The sequence below is a fragment of the Oscillospiraceae bacterium NTUH-002-81 genome (genome assembly GCA_032620915.1).
Classification (GTDB): Bacteria; Bacillota; Clostridia; order Lachnospirales; family Lachnospiraceae; genus JAGTTR01.
In genome coordinates this window covers 704,890-723,581 of the sequence record CP136052.1, presented here as the reverse complement: position 1 = coordinate 723,581, position 18,692 = coordinate 704,890, and the positions used below count along the sequence as shown (strand labels likewise).

At 51.4% G+C, this 18,692-nt stretch carries 15 protein-coding genes, 2 tRNA genes and 1 pseudogene; 5 read left to right on the top strand and 13 right to left on the bottom strand.

Annotation, left to right across the window (positions count from 1 at the left end):
- Positions 1-12: 12 nt before the first annotated feature.
- Together RJD28_03490 and RJD28_03485 are read right to left on the bottom strand one after the other, a co-directional pair.
- Entirely contained in the window at positions 13-909 is an 897-nt protein-coding gene (locus tag RJD28_03490; GenBank protein WNV58604.1) for an N-acetylmuramoyl-L-alanine amidase, read from the bottom strand.
- Positions 910-1,038: 129 nt separating this feature from the next.
- Positions 1,039-1,500, bottom strand: a complete 462-nt coding sequence (locus RJD28_03485; GenBank protein WNV58603.1) for a MarR family transcriptional regulator — start codon at positions 1,498-1,500, stop codon at positions 1,039-1,041.
- Between the two features lie 194 nt (positions 1,501-1,694).
- On the opposite strand from RJD28_03485, the gene ftsH (RJD28_03480) reads away from it, so the two are divergent.
- The gene (gene ftsH, locus RJD28_03480) at positions 1,695-3,500 is read left to right on the top strand and encodes an ATP-dependent zinc metalloprotease FtsH (GenBank protein ID WNV58602.1); all 1,806 of its coding nucleotides are present in this window, start codon (positions 1,695-1,697) and stop codon (positions 3,498-3,500) included.
- Positions 3,501-3,581: 81 nt separating this feature from the next.
- On the opposite strand, the gene RJD28_03475 is transcribed toward ftsH (RJD28_03480), so the two are convergent.
- The 11 genes from RJD28_03475 to RJD28_03425 form a co-directional block, all read right to left on the bottom strand.
- Complete coding sequence (locus tag RJD28_03475) at positions 3,582-3,941, bottom strand: VOC family protein (protein ID WNV58601.1); 360 nt, start codon at positions 3,939-3,941, stop codon at positions 3,582-3,584.
- Between the two features lie 192 nt (positions 3,942-4,133).
- Positions 4,134-4,204 (bottom strand) — tRNA-Gly (locus tag RJD28_03470).
- Between the two features lie 19 nt (positions 4,205-4,223).
- Positions 4,224-4,296 (bottom strand) — tRNA-Gly (locus tag RJD28_03465).
- Positions 4,297-4,402: 106 nt separating this feature from the next.
- Positions 4,403-6,745, bottom strand: coding sequence for a glycoside hydrolase family 13 protein (locus RJD28_03460; protein ID WNV58600.1), 2,343 nt, complete (start codon positions 6,743-6,745; stop codon positions 4,403-4,405).
- A 275-nt stretch (positions 6,746-7,020) separates the two neighbouring features.
- Entirely contained in the window at positions 7,021-8,796 is a 1,776-nt protein-coding gene (ftsH, locus tag RJD28_03455) for an ATP-dependent zinc metalloprotease FtsH (GenBank protein WNV59552.1), read from the bottom strand.
- A gap of 118 nt (positions 8,797-8,914) precedes the next feature.
- Positions 8,915-9,448, bottom strand: coding sequence for a hypoxanthine phosphoribosyltransferase (gene hpt / locus RJD28_03450; protein WNV58599.1), 534 nt, complete (start codon positions 9,446-9,448; stop codon positions 8,915-8,917).
- Positions 9,441-11,138 carry a tRNA lysidine(34) synthetase TilS gene (gene tilS, locus RJD28_03445; protein WNV58598.1) on the bottom strand — a complete coding sequence of 566 codons (1,698 nt, stop codon included), beginning with the start codon at positions 11,136-11,138 and terminating at the stop codon, positions 9,441-9,443. The genes hpt and tilS overlap by 8 nt, the downstream gene beginning before the upstream one ends.
- Before the next feature lie 145 nt (positions 11,139-11,283).
- Positions 11,284-12,651, bottom strand: coding sequence for a SpoIIE family protein phosphatase (locus RJD28_03440; GenBank protein WNV58597.1), 1,368 nt, complete (start codon positions 12,649-12,651; stop codon positions 11,284-11,286).
- Positions 12,652-12,876: 225 nt separating this feature from the next.
- The gene (locus tag RJD28_03435; GenBank protein WNV58596.1) at positions 12,877-13,104 is read right to left on the bottom strand and encodes a hypothetical protein; all 228 of its coding nucleotides are present in this window, start codon (positions 13,102-13,104) and stop codon (positions 12,877-12,879) included.
- 51 nt (positions 13,105-13,155) lie between these two features.
- A complete protein-coding gene (locus RJD28_03430; protein WNV58595.1) occupies positions 13,156-14,538 on the bottom strand; it encodes an ATP-binding protein in 1,383 nt (460 codons plus the stop codon).
- Positions 14,516-14,734: a hypothetical protein gene (locus RJD28_03425; GenBank protein WNV58594.1), complete on the bottom strand. Its 219-nt coding sequence runs from the start codon at positions 14,732-14,734 to the stop codon at positions 14,516-14,518. The genes RJD28_03430 and RJD28_03425 overlap by 23 nt, the downstream gene beginning before the upstream one ends.
- Before the next feature lie 178 nt (positions 14,735-14,912).
- Here RJD28_03425 and RJD28_03420 point away from each other — a divergent pair, with 178 nt between their 5' ends.
- From RJD28_03420 to RJD28_03405, 4 genes and pseudogenes are all read left to right on the top strand, one after another.
- On the top strand, positions 14,913-15,146 hold the full coding sequence (locus RJD28_03420) for a helix-turn-helix domain-containing protein (protein WNV58593.1): 234 nt from the start codon (positions 14,913-14,915) through the stop codon (positions 15,144-15,146).
- A 118-nt stretch (positions 15,147-15,264) separates the two neighbouring features.
- A pseudogene (locus RJD28_03415) lies at positions 15,265-15,384 on the top strand (helix-turn-helix transcriptional regulator).
- Positions 15,385-15,761: 377 nt separating this feature from the next.
- Positions 15,762-16,544 (top strand): ABC transporter ATP-binding protein, encoded by a 783-nt coding sequence (locus RJD28_03410; GenBank protein WNV58592.1) that lies wholly within the window; start codon positions 15,762-15,764, stop codon positions 16,542-16,544.
- A complete protein-coding gene (locus RJD28_03405; GenBank protein WNV58591.1) occupies positions 16,534-18,684 on the top strand; it encodes an ABC transporter permease in 2,151 nt (716 codons plus the stop codon). The genes RJD28_03410 and RJD28_03405 overlap by 11 nt, the downstream gene beginning before the upstream one ends.
- Positions 18,685-18,692: the final 8 nt, after the last annotated feature.

Genomic DNA, 18,692 nt, shown 5'->3' with positions numbered 1-18,692 from the left:
GCACACCGGCACTCATTCGACCCCTGCCAGATATTCCCGCACACCTCTGGCGATACCGCCTGCCAGCAGGTTCTGGTAGCTGTCGGTGAGCAGCCGGGCACGCTCGGTACTGTCACTTAAATATCCAAGTTCCACCAGGATGGACGGCATGGTCGTCTCCCGGGTCACGATGAAATCCTCTGTCCGGGTGCCGCGATCCTTGGCGCCGGTCATGTTCACCAGCCAGCTCTGGGTCTTCTTCGCCAGCACACCGCCCTCTGCGTTATTGCTGTCATAGTAGATCTCGATGCCGTTGGCTTCGCCTTTCTCCAAATAGTTGCAGTGGATGCTGACGAACACGTTGGCACCGGCCTTGTTGGCCATCTCCGCCCGGGTGTAGTTGTCCACCTTCGTATCATCCGAGCGGGTCATCTCCACCTGATATCCGGCATCCGTCAGAAGCTTCTGTACCTTCTTCGCCACCGCCAGGTTGATGTCCTTCTCCAGCACCTCCTGATAGCTTGTCCCCTGATCCTTGCCGCCGTGGCCCGCATCCAGATAGACGATCTGCTTGTTCTTCACTGCCGCGGTCTTCTTGCCCAGCAAGGCATCTGCCTCCGGCAGGATCGAATCCCCGGTTACATTAACGTTCCCCGCGCCGAACAGACTGCCTGCCAGACTGCGGACGCCCCGTCCCATGAAAAACACCAGCGCAAAAACGATCACTGCCGCCAGAATATGTACCGGCCGCTTCCCCGTGGAGCGCCGCCTCTTTCCTGTCTTCTGTTCATGTCTGTCCGAATAATACCGGTCGGAATACCGTTCCTCCTCCCAGTCATCCATCCAGCGCTCGTCCTCCGCCTGGGTTCTCCGGGAACTTCTTATATGATAAAAATCCAACTGTCCGCTTCTTCCTGCACTCTGATACACGCTTCATCCGTCCTCTGCCGCCTTTGATAAATCAACTGTATCAGACAAATGTTTCTTTTTAGCCTCTCAAAATCTTAATTTTTATTAAAATATTTGTAATAATATCATATGAACATAAAAGTGGAATAATCATCCCACAGTATGCGAATACAACATCATATCCATAATCTCATCCAGCGTTTCGATGCTGGCCGTCAGCCGCTGCTGATCCTTCTCAGATAACACCGCCAGCCTTCTGGCAAGCTCCGCGCTGATGCGGCCCACGTGCTCCTGCAGAAAATCTCTGCCTGTCTGGGTGATCTCCACATGCACCAGCCGCCGGTTCTTCCTGTCGTGGCTGCGGGCCACCAGAGAGCGTCCCTCCAGCTCATTGATCAGCTTCGTCAGCTGCTGGCTGGAAATGCCCATCTGCTCTGCCAGCGCCGTCATCGTCACCGGGCTGTCCTGGGGCCGGTCCAGAATCCACAGCGCATTGAACGCATGGGATGTCAGCTTCATTTCTTTATCCTCCACTGCCGGATGCCGCACCGTCGTGACCATTTTTTTCATAAAATTCACCAGCAGCAAAGCCAGCTCCATATTTTCTTCCATGTAATCATCCTTTCTCTTCCGAAATTGCTTTTGTTTTAACATATTTTTAAGAAAATGTCAACTTTTAGCTATATTTCACTTTTATTTAATATAATCATTGACAAATGGTTCCCGCGGGAGTATTCTATTTTCAAAATCAGACAAAAAAACACTGGCCGCCTGTTTCGGCCATAAGAAAGTGAGGTACTATTGCCATGAAAGAAGTAAAGCCACCCAAAAAGTCAATATTTTCTTACTATTGCATCGCTTTGCTGATCATCATTCTGTTTAACAGCTTCGTGTATCCCCGCCTTGTGAAAACGCAGATCAAGAGTGTGGATTACGGCACGTTTCTGGATATGCTGGATGAAAAAAATGTAAAAGAAGTGGAGATTGAGGACGAACAGATTGTCTTCACCGACAACGCCGATCCCACCGGCTACTACACCACCGGTCGGATGGACGACCCGGAACTGGTTGACCGGCTGCACGATTCCGGTGCCACCTTCTCCGCCATCGCCACCCAGAAACGCTCCCCGCTGCTGAACTGGATCATCTCTGTTGTGATCATGGTCGTTCTCGGCCAGCTGTTCTATTCCATGCTGATGAAGCGCATGGGCGGCGGCCCCCAGGCCATGAGTTTTGGAAAAAGCAATGCCAAGATTTACGTGGAGTCCAAGACCGGCATCAAGTTTGCTGACGTGGCCGGTGAGGACGAGGCCAAGGAAATCCTCACGGAGATCGTGGATTTCCTGCACAACCCTGAAAAATACACCGAGATCGGCGCTTCCCTGCCGAAAGGCGCCCTGCTGGTAGGCCCTCCCGGAACCGGTAAAACACTGCTGGCCAAGGCTGTCGCCGGAGAGGCCAATGTCCCGTTCTTCTCCATCTCCGGTTCTGAATTCGTGGAAATGTTCGTCGGCATGGGTGCTGCCAAGGTGCGTGACCTGTTTAAGCAGGCCAATGAGAAAGCGCCCTGTATCGTTTTTATCGATGAGATCGATACCATCGGCAAAAAGCGTGACAACGGCACCATGGGCGGCAATGACGAGCGGGAACAGACGCTGAACCAGCTGCTCACCGAGATGGACGGCTTCGACGGCCGCAAGGGCGTGATCATTCTGGCTGCCACCAACCGCCCGGAGACACTGGATCCCGCCCTGTTGCGTCCCGGCCGTTTTGACCGCCGCGTACCGGTAGAGCTGCCGGATCTCAAAGGGCGGGAAGATATTCTGAAGGTACATGCGAAAAAAGTAAAGCTGGCAGATACCATCGACTTCAATGCCATTGCCCGTATGGCCGCAGGTGCATCCGGCGCAGAACTGGCTAACATTATCAATGAAGGCGCCCTCCGGGCAGTCCGGGACGGACGTAAATTCGTCACTCAGGCAGATCTGGAGGAAAGCGTGGAGGTTGTCATTGCCGGTTACCAGAAGAAAAACAAAGTGCTTTCCGACAAGGAAAAGCTCATTGTTTCCTACCACGAGATCGGACATGCCCTTGTGGCCGCCCTGCAGACCAATTCCGCACCGGTAACCAAGATCACCATCATTCCGAGAACGTCCGGCGCCCTGGGCTATACCATGCAGGTAGAAGCCCAGGAACAGAACCTGATGAGCAAGGAAGAACTGGAGAACAAGATCGCCACCCTTACCGGCGGCCGTGCGGCAGAAGAGCTGATCTTCCACTCTGTCACCACCGGCGCTTCCAATGATATCGAGCAGGCCACCAAGCTTGCCCGGGCCATGATCACCCGCTATGGCATGAGCGAGGATTTCGACATGGTGGCACTGGAAACCGTGTCCAACCAGTACCTGGGCGGTGATACTTCCCTGGCATGCGCAGCGGACACCGCTTCCATCATCGACCAGAAGGTGATCACCCTCGTCAAAGAGCAGCACCAGAAAGCACTGCAGATCCTCCAGGACAACCTGCCCAAGCTGCATGAGCTGGCCAAATATCTGTACGAGAAAGAGACCATCACCGGCGAAGAATTCATGGACATTCTGAATCGGGCGTAATTCCCATCACATAAAAAGTAAAGGCTTATATTCGACCCTGGTAAGGTTAAATATAAGCCTTTTCTATCATTCATATTTTTCTTAAAGTTCCTGAATAAACTGGATGGACACACCGTTAGGATCCTTCACGAAGAAAAACTTCGTCTTCGGATTGGGAGAAACCATCGGCCCCGGCTGCAGTCCTGCCGCCTCTTTTTTCTTTCGCTCCACTTCCACGTCATCCACTGCAAAGCCCATGGAAATGCCCTCGCTGCTGCCTACCGCCTCCGGATTGGCGATCAGCTCCACGCAGGGCTCCCCTGCTGCATTAGCCAGAAACACGATCTGGTGCGCCGGGTTGTCCCGCATATCCCGCACGATCGTCAGGCCCACCTGCTCCTGATAGAACTTCACAGAATCCTCCAGACATCTGGTCATAATCGTTACATGCTGCATCTTCATAAAACCCATCCCCTTTTCTTTTACGATATTTCCACTATACCATGATTGCCTGCGCTTTGCATATAAAATTTACAAACGCAATTCCCTGTAAAAACAAAAAAGTTACAGCTCCCTTCGCATGTTCGTGCAGCCGGATTTTCATGCAAGCATGGAATCTGTATACAAGAACATATGCGTAAACTGTAACCAAAAAGCGGGTGATGGGAATCGAACCCACGTGTCCAGCTTGGAAGGCTGGTGTTCTACCATTGAACTACACCCGCAAAAAAACAAAATAAAAAAAGCGACAGACGGGACTCGAACCCGCGACCTCCACCTTGGCAAGGTGGCGTACTACCAACTGTACTACTGTCGCATGTTCCGGTATTGAACCGGCAACGAAAATTATTATAGGACATGTTTTCCTATTTGTCAACAGTTTTTCTAAAAATATATATAAAATATTTTTTACACAATATTTTCTACCGCACCGCCCGCAGCACCATGCCGTTTTCCGCCGGTACATAAATGTGCAGCCAGCCGTTTTCTGTCTCCCAGCTTTCTTCCCGGGTGGAGAAGCCGTCCTCCCAGCTGGTGAGTACGTTTTCCATGCAGTCGTCCTCGCTGACGCCGATCTCCCACACGGGAAGATCCAGATAAACGCCCTCCTCCCGGTTGTTGAGGATGACCAGCAGCTGCTCCTGGCTGTCGAAACGGCCATAGCAGAGCACGCCCCGGTCTTCGTGTACGGCCTTCAGGGAGCCGTAGGTCAGCGTGCGGTACCGCTTATGCATGGCAATGGCCTGCCGATGGAATTCCACCAGCTCCTGATCTTCTGCACCCCAGGGATAGGTACGCCGGTTATCGGGATCGGTGAAGCCGCACACACCGGCCTCGTCGCCGTAGTAGATGGTGGACGCCCCAGGCCAGGTCATCTGCAGCAGCACCGCCTCTTTGAATACGGCTTTGCGCACGTTTTCCTCCGCCGCGTCGGAGCCCAAGTCTCCCACCCGTCCCACTTTCCGGTTCGTCCGGGTGAGAAAACGGGAATGGTCATGGTTGGACAGCTCGTTCATGGCCGTTACCAGCGACGGATAGGCGAAGCTGCACATGTGATGCTTCATGGCACCGCGGAAGCTTTCCGCATCGCCCAACAGGTCGTCGTTGCGGCCATCGCTGTGTTTTTCCATGCCGGTCAGGAACCAGGTCACCGGCTCCATGAAGGCGTCGTAGTTCATCACCGTGTCCCACTCATCGCCCTGGAGCCAGTCGCTGGCGTCCCCGTAGTGCTCCGCCAGAATGACCGCCTCCGGGTTAGCCGTTTTCACCGCCTGTCGGAACCGTTTCCAGAAATCATGGTTGAAAGCGCTGCTGTGGCCCAGGTCTGCCGCCACGTCCAGCCGCCAGCCATCGGCACAGTAGGGCGCTGACACCCATTTGCGGCCGATCTGCAGCACGTATTCCTGCAGACAGACCGATTGTTCGTAGTTCAGCTTGGGCAGGGTATCGTGATCCCACCAGCCCTCATACGCGCCGTTATACGGCCAGCTGCCGCCCTCCCGGAAGGAAAAAAAGTCGTGGTAGGGGCTTTCCTGGGCCACATAGGCACCTTTTTCGTAAGCGTCACAGCCCTCGTAGATCCGCTCCCGGTCCATCCATTTGTTGAAGGAGCCGCAGTGGTTGAACACACCGTCCAGAATGACCTTCATGCCCCGGGCGTGGGCCTCATGCACCAGCTGCGCAAACAGCTCGTTGCTGGCTTCCAGATTTTCCCGGTCTGTCACCCGGCTGATATAGCGGGAGGCATGGGTGTTGTCCATGTCACCTTCCGCCAGCGCCTCTCCCCCGTCCCGGAGGATTTTTCCATAATGGGGATCCACATAATCATAGTCCTGAATGTCGTATTTGTGATTGGAGGGCGACACAAAGATGGGATTCAGATAGAGCACATCCACGCCCAGCTCTTTCAGGTAATCCAGTTTGCTCATGACGCCCGCCAGATCACCGCCGTAAAAGGAGCGCACGTCCATGGCCTCAGGCCTTGTATTCCAGTCCTTCACCTGTTTGGCGTAGCCTCTGATGTAGGCGTACTCCCGATCCAGCACGTCGTTGGACGGGTCGCCGTTGCAGAAACGATCCACGAAAATCTGATACATGACTGCGCCCTTGGCCCAGGCAGGGGTGACAAAGCCCGGCAGAATGACAAAGCAGCAGCGCACCTGATCCGCAGAAAACAGTGTCTGCTCCGCCGCACTGCTGGGCACAACACCTTCCACGTTGCCTAGGTCAGAACGCCTCCCGCCGCCCAGCGACAGCTGACGGCCGTTCACAAAGTCCATGCGGGCAGCACCTGCGTAAGCAGCCTGGTTTGCATCAACCGACATTCCGTATCGGTCATCTGCGCCACGATTTACATCCATGTCCATCTTTCTCCGGGCAGTCAAAACATCCCCTGATCCTGCACTGCCCGCCCACATGTGCACTGTGCCGCTTTCAGTCCGGGCAATCTCTTTCCCATCCTCGATCCCAGTTCTTGTATACACATAGCAGTTTCCTGCCATAAAGATTTCAAAATAATAGGAAAACTTCTCCTCCCCCAGCCGAATCCGGATCTCATAATAATCAAACCAGTCGTCCATGCTGCACCGGAGCATTTTGCTCTTGCGGCTGCCATATACGATCCACACCATGTCGGCGCTGTTTTTCAGCGTACGGAAACGGGTGGTCACCCAGTCTCCGGCCGACGGTTCGATCGGGAAGCGATAATTTTCTGTCTCATCACTGTAAAGCGCCCGCAGCGCCTTCTGCTCTCTGCTCTGATCCATGTTCTTTTCTCCTGTGGTAATATTTTCCCTGGACAGCAAAAAAGACAGCCAAACGATCCGCTGTCTTTTTCGGAGAAGGTATTTCTTCTTTCTTATGGGGTGTAGCAAAAACTATATAATGTATTGGGGGGGTTTTACAAGAATTATAGTATCACACACTGCAAAATAAGTGTGCACAAACATGAGGAATTTTTCGAAATGTTTCTATAAAAAATATACAGAAGAATTTTCCCGTTCCGAAAAATCCTTCTGTATTTTTTCACAAGTCTGCTGTTTTATGCCTCAGATATTGTCTGCGGAGCCTGAAATAACGCTGCAAATTCTTCGCCGGAAATTTTTTCTTTTTCCAGCAGCAGCTGTGCACTGCGGTGCAGAACATCCATATTCTGTCGGATAATATCGGAAGCCTGTGCGTAGCAATCATCCACAATCCGCTTCACTTCCAGATCGATCTTGGTAGCCATGTTCTCACCGTAGCCTTTGGCATGGGCAAAGTCCCGGCCGATGAAAACTTCATGATCGTCGTTGTCGTAGCTGAGCAGACCAATTTCGCTGGACATACCGTATTTGGTCACCATGTCCTTGGCCATCTGGGTGGCCTGCTTGATGTCCTGGGAAGCGCCTGTGGTGATGTCGTCCAGGATCAGCTCCTCGGCGATCCGGCCGCCCAGGGAAACCATAATCTCCTGGAGCATCTTGCCCCGGGTCATGAACATTTCGTCCTTTTCCGGCAGCGGCATGGTGTAGCCTGCTGCCCCCATGCCCGTGGGAATGATGGAAACGGAGTACACCGGGCCCACATCCGGCAGCACATGGAAGAGGATCGCATGGCCTGCCTCGTGGTAAGCCGTGATGCGCTTCTCCTTCTCAGAAATGACGCGGCTCTTCTTCTCCGCGCCGATGCCCACCTTGACAAAGGATTCCTTCACATCCTGATTGCAGATAAATTTCCGGTTGTGGCGGGCCGCATTGATGGCAGCCTCGTTCATGAGATTTTCCAGATCCGCGCCGGTGAAGCCAGCCGTTGTCTGGGCGATCTCTGCCAGATTCACATCGTCTCCCAGCGGTTTTCCCTTGGAATGCACCTTCAGGATCTCTTCTCTTCCCTTGATATCTGGTCTGCCCACGCCAACCTTCCGGTCAAAACGGCCGGGACGCAGAATCGCGGGATCCAGGATATCCACCCGGTTGGTGGCAGCCATCACAATGATGCCCTCATTGACGCCGAAACCGTCCATCTCCACCAGCAACTGGTTCAATGTCTGCTCCCGCTCGTCATGTCCGCCGCCCATACCGGTGCCGCGGCGTCTCGCCACCGCGTCGATCTCATCGATAAAAATAATACAGGGGGCGTTTTTCTTCGCATCCTCAAACAGATCCCGGACACGGGAAGCACCCACGCCGACGAACATTTCCACGAAATCGGAACCGGAAATGGAGAAAAACGGCACGCCCGCTTCGCCTGCCACTGCCTTGGCCAGCAGGGTTTTACCGGTTCCCGGAGGGCCCACCAGCAGCACACCCTTGGGGATTCTTGCGCCCACCTCAATATATTTCTCCGGTGTTTTCAGGAAATCCACGATCTCCTGTAATTCTTCCTTCTCTTCCTCCAGCCCGGCAACCTTGTCAAAATTGATCTTGCCCACGCCGTCCACGGTCATCTTGGCCCGGCTCTTGCCGAAGTTCATCATCTTGGCATTGCCGCCGCCTGCCTGCCGGTTCATCATCATGAAAAATACGATAATGATGACCAGTACCACCAGAAGGGGCAGCAGATGTGCCGTAAACCAGCTTTCCTTTGCCACCTCCGTGACATTCACCGCCACCTGGTTGTCTTCCAGATAATTGATCTCATCTTTTACATCCGGGGTGTACAGCGTCTCTGAATCGCCGTTCTTCATGCTCACAAGGAGCTGTCCGGTGGATCCTTCCGGATTCATCTTTACTGTAACGGAACTTACATCCCCGCTCTCCACGGCTGCCTGATATTCCTGCCGGGTGCAGCTCTTCGACTGGCTGTTGCCGCCGCCCCAGTAGTACAGGAACAGCATCAGCGCCGCCATCAGAAGCAGGTAGGTGCTCATTCCTCTTGCTCGTCTGTCCAAACCTTTTTCTCCTCTCTCCTACGCATCCATATATCAATGCCCGGCCAAAAACGCGGCAGGCACGTTATTTTTCCTCATCCAGCTCCACAACGCCCACATAAGGCAGGTTACGGTAATGCTGGTTGTAATCCAGGCCATAGCCCACGACAAATTTATCCGGGATCTCAAAGCAGCTGTAATCCGCTTTGATATCCACCACACGGCGTTCCGGCTTGTCCAGAAGCGTACACAGCCTGATGCTGGCAGGCTTTCTCACCTGCAGGATCTTGATCAGTGTACTTAAAGTATTACCGGAATCCACGATATCTTCCGCGATCAGCACATGCTTTCCTTCGATATTTTCATCCAGATCCTTGATGATCTTCACTCTGCCGGAAGAAACGGTGCCGCTGCCGTAACTGGAAACGCACATAAAATCCATGCTTACCGGCACGGTCAGATGCTTCGCCAGTTCACACGCAAAAAACACACCGCCCCGCAAAATACAGATCATGAGTACTTCCTCTCCTTCATAATCCCTGCTGAGCTGTGCTCCCACTTCGGCAATCCGTTTCCGGATCTCTTCCTCTGGAATCAATACACTGATTTTCTCACTCATTCCATACTCCTCCATCTGCATGTATTTTCAGAACTTTCTCCGTCCGTTCTGTCACCCGGCAGGCCGCACTCATCCGGCCGCCGATCACCCACAGGACATGGCTTCCATCTGCCAGAAGCCACAATCGGTCCCGTTCCCGGCGTTCGATCTTCTCATCGATAAAATAGTCTTTCAGCTTCTTCCTGCCGCCCTGGTCATTGATGATCAGGTAATCTCCCGGGCGGCGGTGACGCAGCACAAGACTTCTTTTTATTGTATCATAATCCAGCCATTTCGTATATGTTTTTATCGGAATCCCGGTACCTTTTTTGAAATCTTCCAGGGAAAACGTGAGCTGGCTGCCGTCCGGCAGGAAAATCGTCTGCGAAACCGCGTCGGGGGCAGTGGCAGCTTCCTGGATAGGCAGAGAATATTCCGGCGCTCCTTCTGTGATCCGTTCCGTACTCGCCCTCCATCTGTTGTCTCTCCGGTTTTCCTGCTGCTTCGTTGTATACAGCGTCAGCCGGTCATAATTCTTTTCCGCCCGCACGCCGTGAGGCAGATCCAGCTGTTTTCCTGTCTCCCCGGCAAGCAGCCCCATAAGCGCCACATAATGCACTGCGCCCACGTCCTTGCACTGGCCGCAGCAGTCCAGGTAGGCCCTTTTCAGGGCAAAACGCGCCAGCACCGGTGGGGCGGATGTAAGGATATTCACATTTAATGTAACCCCTTCCCGCGACTCCAGCTGATTATTCTCAATTTCCTTCTGTGTTGTTCGACAATCTACGCCTGTCAGCGACTGTTTTCCATCCTCTTGTTTCGACATCTCATCATCTGTCGTTCGTTCCAGTTCTTGGAATTTATCTGCCATTTCCTGCGCAGGCTCGGCGGATACGCCGCAATCACTCTCTACGGCAATCCTTCCCTCTACGGAGAGATCATTCTCTTCCCGTTTCATCAGACACTTGCCGTAAAGCTGATCTGGTTCCTGCACGATCCGGCACAGTCTGTAAAGCCGCTCCGCCTCGGCCTCCATGTAGTCCATCACCTCGCCAATGGCATCGCAGGCCTCGGCCAGATGCGCTGTGGCCGCAGCATTGATCTGCCGGGCTTCCGGCAGGATCCGGTGCCGGACACGGTTTCTGGCATAGTCGTCGGTGAGGTTGGTGGAATCCGTCCGCCAGAATACACCCTGGGCACAGAGCCACGCCTCGATCTCTTCCCGGCTGACATCCAGCAGCGGACGGATGATCACACCCTGCCGGGGGCGCATGCCCTGCATCCCCGCCAGATGGGTGCCGCGAAACAGATGCAGCAGCAGTGTCTCTGCCTGATCTTCCCGGTGATGGGCCACGGCGATCTTCGTGCCGCCCCATTCCTCCCGCACCCGGGCAAAGGTCTCATAACGGGCTTTGCGGCCCGCCTCCTCCAGAGAGAGCCCTTCCCGCCGGGCCATTCCGGGCACATCACAGTGTACTTCCCGAAACGGAATGCCACGCGTTTCACACAGCTGACGGCAAAAGGCCGTATCTTCCAGCGCCTCCTGCCCCCGGATGCCATGCTCTACATGTACCGCACAGAGAGACAGCGGCATTTTCCCGGAAATCACCTGCAAAATCAGCAGCAGGCAGACAGAATCCGCACCACCAGACAGCCCCACCACGATGCGATCCCCCGGTGACAGCAGGGCATGCTGATCTACATATTTCATGATTTTTTCCGGAAAAGCATCCACCGCGCTCACCTCTCTCTCGGATTTTCTTTCGTTCTGATCAATCCTATATCAAATGGCTTGAATCTTGCATCCACGTTTGCTCCTGTTCCATGATTACATGAATTGATAAAAAAAGCAAGCCCTACACCCGCTGCCACAGTCCCCCCACGAACACGGTCATATCATCCCGGGCCTTTCCCTGGCATCGCTCCATCAGCTGTTCCATGAGAGCGGCAGCCAGCTCCCGGGGATTGGCCGCGGTCTGTTCCTCCAGCAGTGCCGCAAACTGTTCTTCCTTTTTCTGGCCGGAGAAAACATCCAGCGCTCCGTCCGTCACCAGAACGATGGTGTCCCCGTCCCCCAGCCGGAAGCTCTGGGTCTCGGGATCCAGATGGTGAAAAAGTCCCGCCGGGGTGCGGAAGCTCTGCACGATCTCCACCTGTCCGTCCCGCCGCAGAAACGTGGGTGCCGCCCCCAGCTTGCGAATGTCACAGTTGCCGCTGTACAGATCCACGGAGCAGATGTCCAAAGTGGAGCAGCTTTTCTTCTCATAAACGGAGGCCGAATTGATGAGCCCAAGGGCGGTCTCCTCGCTGACCCCCGCCTCCAGAAACTGTTCCAGCAGTTCGATGAGCTTCCGGCTCTCCGCCGCCGCTTCCCGGCCGCTTCCCATGCCGTCAGACAGACTCAGCACCGCCGCGCCCTGGTCGTTCTGAAAATAAGAGAAACTGTCCCCGGACAGCAGTTCCCCTTCCTTGGGTACCCGGCTGATGCCGTAAAGCAGGCAATACCTGGTTTCCTCCACGAACAATACGGTCTCGTCCTCGGCCCCCAGTACGGTACGGCTGTTTCTGGCCGGTACCATCCGCCGGTGCAGCACCACAGACAAAATGCCCGCCAGATCCCGAATGGGCACGCACTCCCCCTTCCGGGCGTGCATGGTGATGTACAGCTCGTCCCGCCGCTTGCGTTTGTGCATGAGGAAAATTTTGCGCACCTGGGCCCCGCGCCGGTCAAAAAGACGGCAGAGCCTTCGATTGACCGGTTCCTTCAGCTCTCCCGTCCGCTGCATTTCCTCCGCCATATCATCCAGAAGACGGGCCATCTCCCACAACTGATCCGCCACTGCCTCCCGACCCTCCAGCAGCCGGTTGGCATAGTACAGCTTCATCCGCATATTGCGGAACGCCCACACCATACTGCCCGCCATTTTTCCCGCACGGATACACGCATCGCTCATCCCGGCGCGGATATCCCCTTCTGTTTTTCCCTCGCCCATGGCCGTCAGCGCCTCATACAGCCGCTGATATGTGCCCGCCGCCTGATCCTTCCAGCATTTTCCAAACGACCGGCAGCCCCGGCACACCGTTCCTGTCAGTTCCTCAAAAATATCCTCTATATCCTGCCTGCCAAAGCCTTCCTTCCGACAGGGCATCCGATAATAAATGTCCGCCAGCTCCCCGAAGCTTCTGGCACACTCTTCCACACGTTCTCTTCCCGGATAGTCCATCCTGTGCACCCTCCCTTTTCCAAAATCATGGGAGTAATTATAAAAAACGGGCGATAAAATCTTTGTCAAAAAACAGACCCGTTTTCCAGATTTTTTCGCCAGATTTTCCCATCACAGCGATTCTCATACTGCATATGACATCACAAAAGAGCCGCAGGACAGCTCCTTCCCGGAACCGCCCTGCGGCAGTATTGTTCTCTATCCTGTGCACCGCACAGACAGTTTCTATGATTTCTCAGAGAGGTGTACCACAGTCCTCTCCACCATTTTTAAGGTCTTTCGATTAAGTCTATACCATCCCCGGTTTCCGGGTTTTGCCCCCCCCGCATTTTCTACCATCAGATTGCGCAGGGTGCGCTCCAGCACCGCAATGTCAATAGGCTTGGATACATGGGCGTCCATCCCGGCATTCAGGCAATCCCGGATATCCTCGGTGAAAGCGTTTGCCGTCATGGCAATGATGGGAATGGTCTGGCCCAGCGGGTTCGATCCGCTTCGGATAGCTCAGGATGCCTCCAGGCCGTTCATCCGCGGCATCTGAATGTCCAGAAGCACCGCATCATAGTCCCCAGGCTTCACCTGTTCAAAAGCTTCCACCCGCCGTGCCTGCAGAACCTCTTCTGCCTGTTTTTCCGATGATGCGGCGAAGAAAGATACCCCCGCCTCCTGCAGCACTGCCTGCAGATTGCCGGTCAGTTCCTTTTCCTCTGCAATCAGAAGCAGGCTTTCCACGGACACCTGGTTTTTCACACTGTCATCAATGGGAAAAGTCAGCGTCACATCAAAACAGCTGCCCCGGTCTACCGTACTGCGCACCGTGATGGTGCCTCCCATCAGGTCTACGATATTTTTCGTGATCGCCATGCCAAGGCCCGTTCCCTGCACCTTGTTGGTCATGGAGCTTTCGCCCCGGGTAAACGGTTCAAAAATATGTTTTACAAATGCCTCTTCCATGCCGTATCCATTATCTTCCACCGTGATGTGGAACGTGGCATGCTCCGCCAGACTGATGGAATCCTGATTCAGTGCCACCTCACTGGACTCGATCTTGCTCATGTCCAGAATATCGTTGATGAGACTCAGCAGATGCCGGCTGGAAAGCTGTACTTTCTGAATATAGGTATGCAGCTTGTCCGAAGCATCCGCCTCATGCTCCATCAGGTTCGTAATGCCCACGATGGCATTCATGGGCGTCCGAATGTCATGGGACATATTGGCCAGGAAATCACTCTTGGCCTTTGTCGCTTTCTCTGCCACTTCCACGGCAGCAGCCAGCTCCTCATTGATCCGCTCCAGCTGGGCATTGTTCCTACGCTCCACTTCCAGCGCTGCCCGCTGCTGCATGCGCATCAGCCAGAAAATCGCCGCCGCACTGAAAATCACAAGCAGCACTGCAAAAATCAGAACCATGCGGATGGTGGTATTCACCAGCGCCACCGTATTGGTCGCCACATAAGCGGAAGGAACGAGGAAAATCAGCGTCCACTCGGCATTTTCCATCCGATACAGCGCATAGTAAACCTCCGTATCGTTGATCACTGCATTGGAATAGGCGATATTCTCCACTTCCAGTTCCTTTCTTGCCAGGTCAAAAGAACTGCCGTGCAGATACTCCATTCCTTCCAGAATATGATAGATATTAAACCCTTTCAGTAACCCGTCGCCATTGCTGCTGAACAGCCGCAGCCCGGCTTCATCCACCACATATACGCTGTTATTCCCATTATAGGCAGAGCACTCGAAATACGGATTCAGCTCTTCCATATTCTGTGAAATACCATAATAGATCAATGTTGTCTGCTGGCCGCCATTCTCCACCGTCACCGGTTCTTCCAGCCGCTGCAAAAACACCATCCGCGTTTCATCAGAAATGAGGGAATTGCTCACGTAGCTGACACGCTCCGAGGAAGAAAGAAGATATTCTCTCTCCCAGAACAGCCTGGTCCTGCAGAAAATCCATCAACCCGTCCATGGTCTGCGGCTTCTCCCGCTGCAGTGTACGGCACTGTTCTGAGGCCGTACGCCACTGGTTGTTCATCACATCCTCCAGACCGGCAAACAGCTGGGTGGTCACCTCCCGCATCTGGCTCAACCGCTCGGCATAAAGCAGCTTATGGCTAAGTAGATGTAATCAAGAAAAGAAAGGAAAAGCACAATCCAGACGGAACCGGCGATTGTGTCAAGAAATGTTTGTGGAATAGCAAGAACTTTGATATAATGGGAACAGGAACCCCGGAACCGGGAGAAAGGCAGGAGGATAAATGCACATAAGCTATAAACCCCTCTGGCACACGCTGGTTGAGCGTAATATGAGAAAAGAGGACTTGCGGCTTGCCGCCGGTCTTACCACAAATATGATTGCCAACATGGGTAAGGGAAAAAATATCAGTATGGAAACGCTGGTTCGTATTTGCGAAGCCCTGAATTGTGGTATTTTGGATGTGATTGAGCTGGAGCCGGACAAAGAACCGAAAAATGAGGGACAGACGGGCTAAAATTGGTGATAGCTACCCGTTGCAACGGTTCGTTGCGGTTGTTCCTGCGTGTGTTGGTAGATATAAAACGGCTTGTCTGCTATGATTTTTTCATAATCAAAGTAGCAGGAGGGATATTATGACACTCGGAGAGAAAATACAGAAATTGAGAAAGCAACGAGGACTTTCGCAAGAGGCACTCGCTGAAAAGGTAACAGTTACACGGCAAACAATTTCAAAATGGGAATTGGGAGTTTCCCATAGTTAAAGATACCACACCAAATATGACGAACCCACGCTTATACATTATCAGCCATAATAAAATGCAAGGATAGCAATTTGATACTGCTGTCCTTTTTGCATTTATGGATTAAACAAATAGATTTAGAACTCTTGTAGAACATGAGTATAAGGTTGTCAAGAAATAGTGTGTTGTTATTGGTCGGTCAACCGACTATGATATATGGTGAATATTTTGTAGAAGATTGAATGTCTGGTGACAGACGAAAAGCAGCATAAAGAATAGCGGTGAAATTCAAGCAAAGGAACCTTACATCAAATGTAAGTGGTGTATTTGTGCTTTGTGTAGTAAAATTTTAATTGTAAAAAAACATGAACAAAAAAGAGGTGTTAAGTATGGATTATACAAAAAAACTTTTAGAAGTACGCGACCTGCACAAAGCATATTCCAAAGAAGGTGTTCCCACAAAAGCACTAAACGGAATTACCTTTGATGTTCTCAATGGCGAGTATTTGGGAATTATGGGAGCCAGCGGTTCCGGGAAAACAACATTATTGAATTGTATTGCTACGGTCATTAAACCCACCTCTGGACAAATTTTGCTCTCCGGAGCGAATATAAGTGCTTTTGACGGTGCTAAGTTAGCGGAATACCGTGGAAATAGAATTGGTTATCTGTTTCAAGACTTTGCTTTGCTTGATAATTTGACAGGCAGAGAAAATATTCTGTTGCCCTTATCCATTCACAATATAGATATTTCCATAGCCGAAAAGCGCCTAAATGATATAGCCGGATTTCTTGGAATTACTGATGTTCTTTCAAAGTTTCCGGCGCAGATGTCCGGCGGTCAAAAGCAGCGTGTAGCCGCAGCCCGTAGTTTGATTTCTGACCCGGATATTATTTTGGCTGACGAGCCGACAGGTGCATTAGATACAAAAGCCGCGCGGCTGCTCATGGAAAAGTTACGGGAAGTCAATCAATCACAAGAACGTACAATTTTAATGGTTACGCATGACCCTAACGCAGCAAGTTTCTGTTCCCGCATTTTGTTCATACAGGACGGCGTTATTTTCCATGAATTGCGTCGCAAAGTTCCGACAGAAACACGGGAAGAATTTTATGCGCGCATATTACACGTAATGGCGCAAATGGGAGGAGGGAGCGCAAATGTTCTTTAACCTTGCATGGAGAAATTCCAAACGTAGCCGCAACGAAAATCTGATTTACTTTCTGACAATGGTAACGGCGGTAGCGGCATTTTACATTGTGCTTTCTCTCGGAGCGCAGGACGTGATACGCTTTTTAAGTAGCCTTGAAAGCGACGCCGTGGAACGGCTACTTACAAACCTTTTGCCTACTGTCTATGTTTGTGCATTATTATTTGTATTTTTCCTTGTAGTATTTGCAAATAAGTATCAGCTCGAATGTCGCAGTCGGGAATTAGGGTTATATTTGATGTTTGGTATGACAAAGACCCGATTATTTACGCAAATTATGACGGAGGGGCTTATCACTTCACTTGTCGCTCTTTTGGGTGGACTTATCTGCGGTGGTTTTCTATCCGAAGTTATCAGCCTTGCAACGGCACGTTTAGTCGGACACGGTATTATTGCACATCAATCAAGTTTTTCGTTAAGCGCAGTTTTCTTTACGATATTGGGATTTTTAATTATCCAATGTGTGGCGTTGTTTATACTATGTGGAAAATTGTTTAAGAAAGAAGTTCACCAACTGCTTTATGGAGAAATGGCAAAAAAACAACACACGGGCAGCACACACGGAAGTTTGCTATCCCTTGTAATTGGTACGGCAGTTTTACTTGTTGCATACTGGGTTGCCATAGAACACTTCATGGCTGGCGGTGGTGTAATGCTGCTTGTTGCTGTCCTGCTTGGAATTGTTGGAACAATTCTTTTTATCCGTGGCATTGCTCGGCTTTTAAGTATAGTAGCTGCTTCTAACAAACGTAAAGCGACAAATGGACTTTATGTATTTACTTTGCGACAGCTTCACGAAAATGTTGTTTATAAATATATTTCAATTAGTGTTGCGTCTATTCTGATGATGCTTACCATTATGTTTATTGCAAATGGTTCTGCAACTATTATGTCGCATGGGAATGAATTAACAAGAACTTCTGCTGTCTATGATTTTACAGTAATGGGCGAAGAACAGAATATTGAACAATACCTTTCCGACGAGCAAATGCGAGTTTATGTAGCTAATCTTAACCGTATGGAAACAGGGAACATGAAACGTCCTGCTTCCGGGGAAATGAAATCCTTTGTTGACTGGTCTGTATTAAGAAAAGAGATTGTTCAAAACTTGCCAGAGGGTGTAATAGACCCTGCTACACAAGAAGCTGCCAGTTGCGAATTAGGCTCACATCAACCCGCAGCCCTTAATCTGCTTGGATTTATTGATACGGGGAGTGTTGCTCCTTATATGCTCCCAGTTTCATCATATAATCGCTTGTTGGAAGCCGCAGGAGAAAAGCAAATAAATCTTGAAAATGACGAAGCTGTTTTTTACCTCAACCCGGACTTTTTAGGGAAAGCACAGGAAGATACCATTGCTCTGTTAGACAGGATTGCAGAGAACGCACAGACAAGCGGTAATGCGTTGATTTCCATTGACAAAAAGTCAGTTACACTTGTTCCGTCTGTACCAATGAAAGGGCTTACTGCGGATGAAAATGTTAAAATTGTAACCGCGTTGATTGTTTCCGACGAGATATATCATAACTATGTAGACCCGGACACGTGTTCCGTATATTGGAATTTCTGTATTCCGAATGAGCTTGTAGAAGCAAATGGGCTGATGTTGTCCGTTATGGAAGCACGTGATTTGCTGAAGCCGTCCGGTCTGTATTACGAAAGCTATCTTGATAATTTCGGGCGACAGCTATTTTATCTTATCTCCGGGAGTTACACGACTTTATATATGGGCTTTATGCTATTGATTATTGCGTGTGCATTGCTTGCTTTGCAATTCTTAACACAAATGCAATCGACAAAATTAAGATATTTGACACTCTCAATTTTGGGTGCGCAACGCGAACAGATAAAGCGGTCAATTTATAAACAAGTTTTATGGTATTTCCTGCTCCCCCTAATGTTGGCTTGTATAAGCGGTACGGTTGGTCTTTATGCAATGCAGCAACATTTATACTCTGACAGCACAAAGATCGGGCAATCTTATCCGTTGCTGATTATTATGGCATTTACTGTCGTTCTTATTATGGCAGTTTACGGTGTGGCTGTTGCGCGGACAGCTACACGGGAAATCGGAAAAATAAATTACAAGCCTAATTCATAACAGGCTTA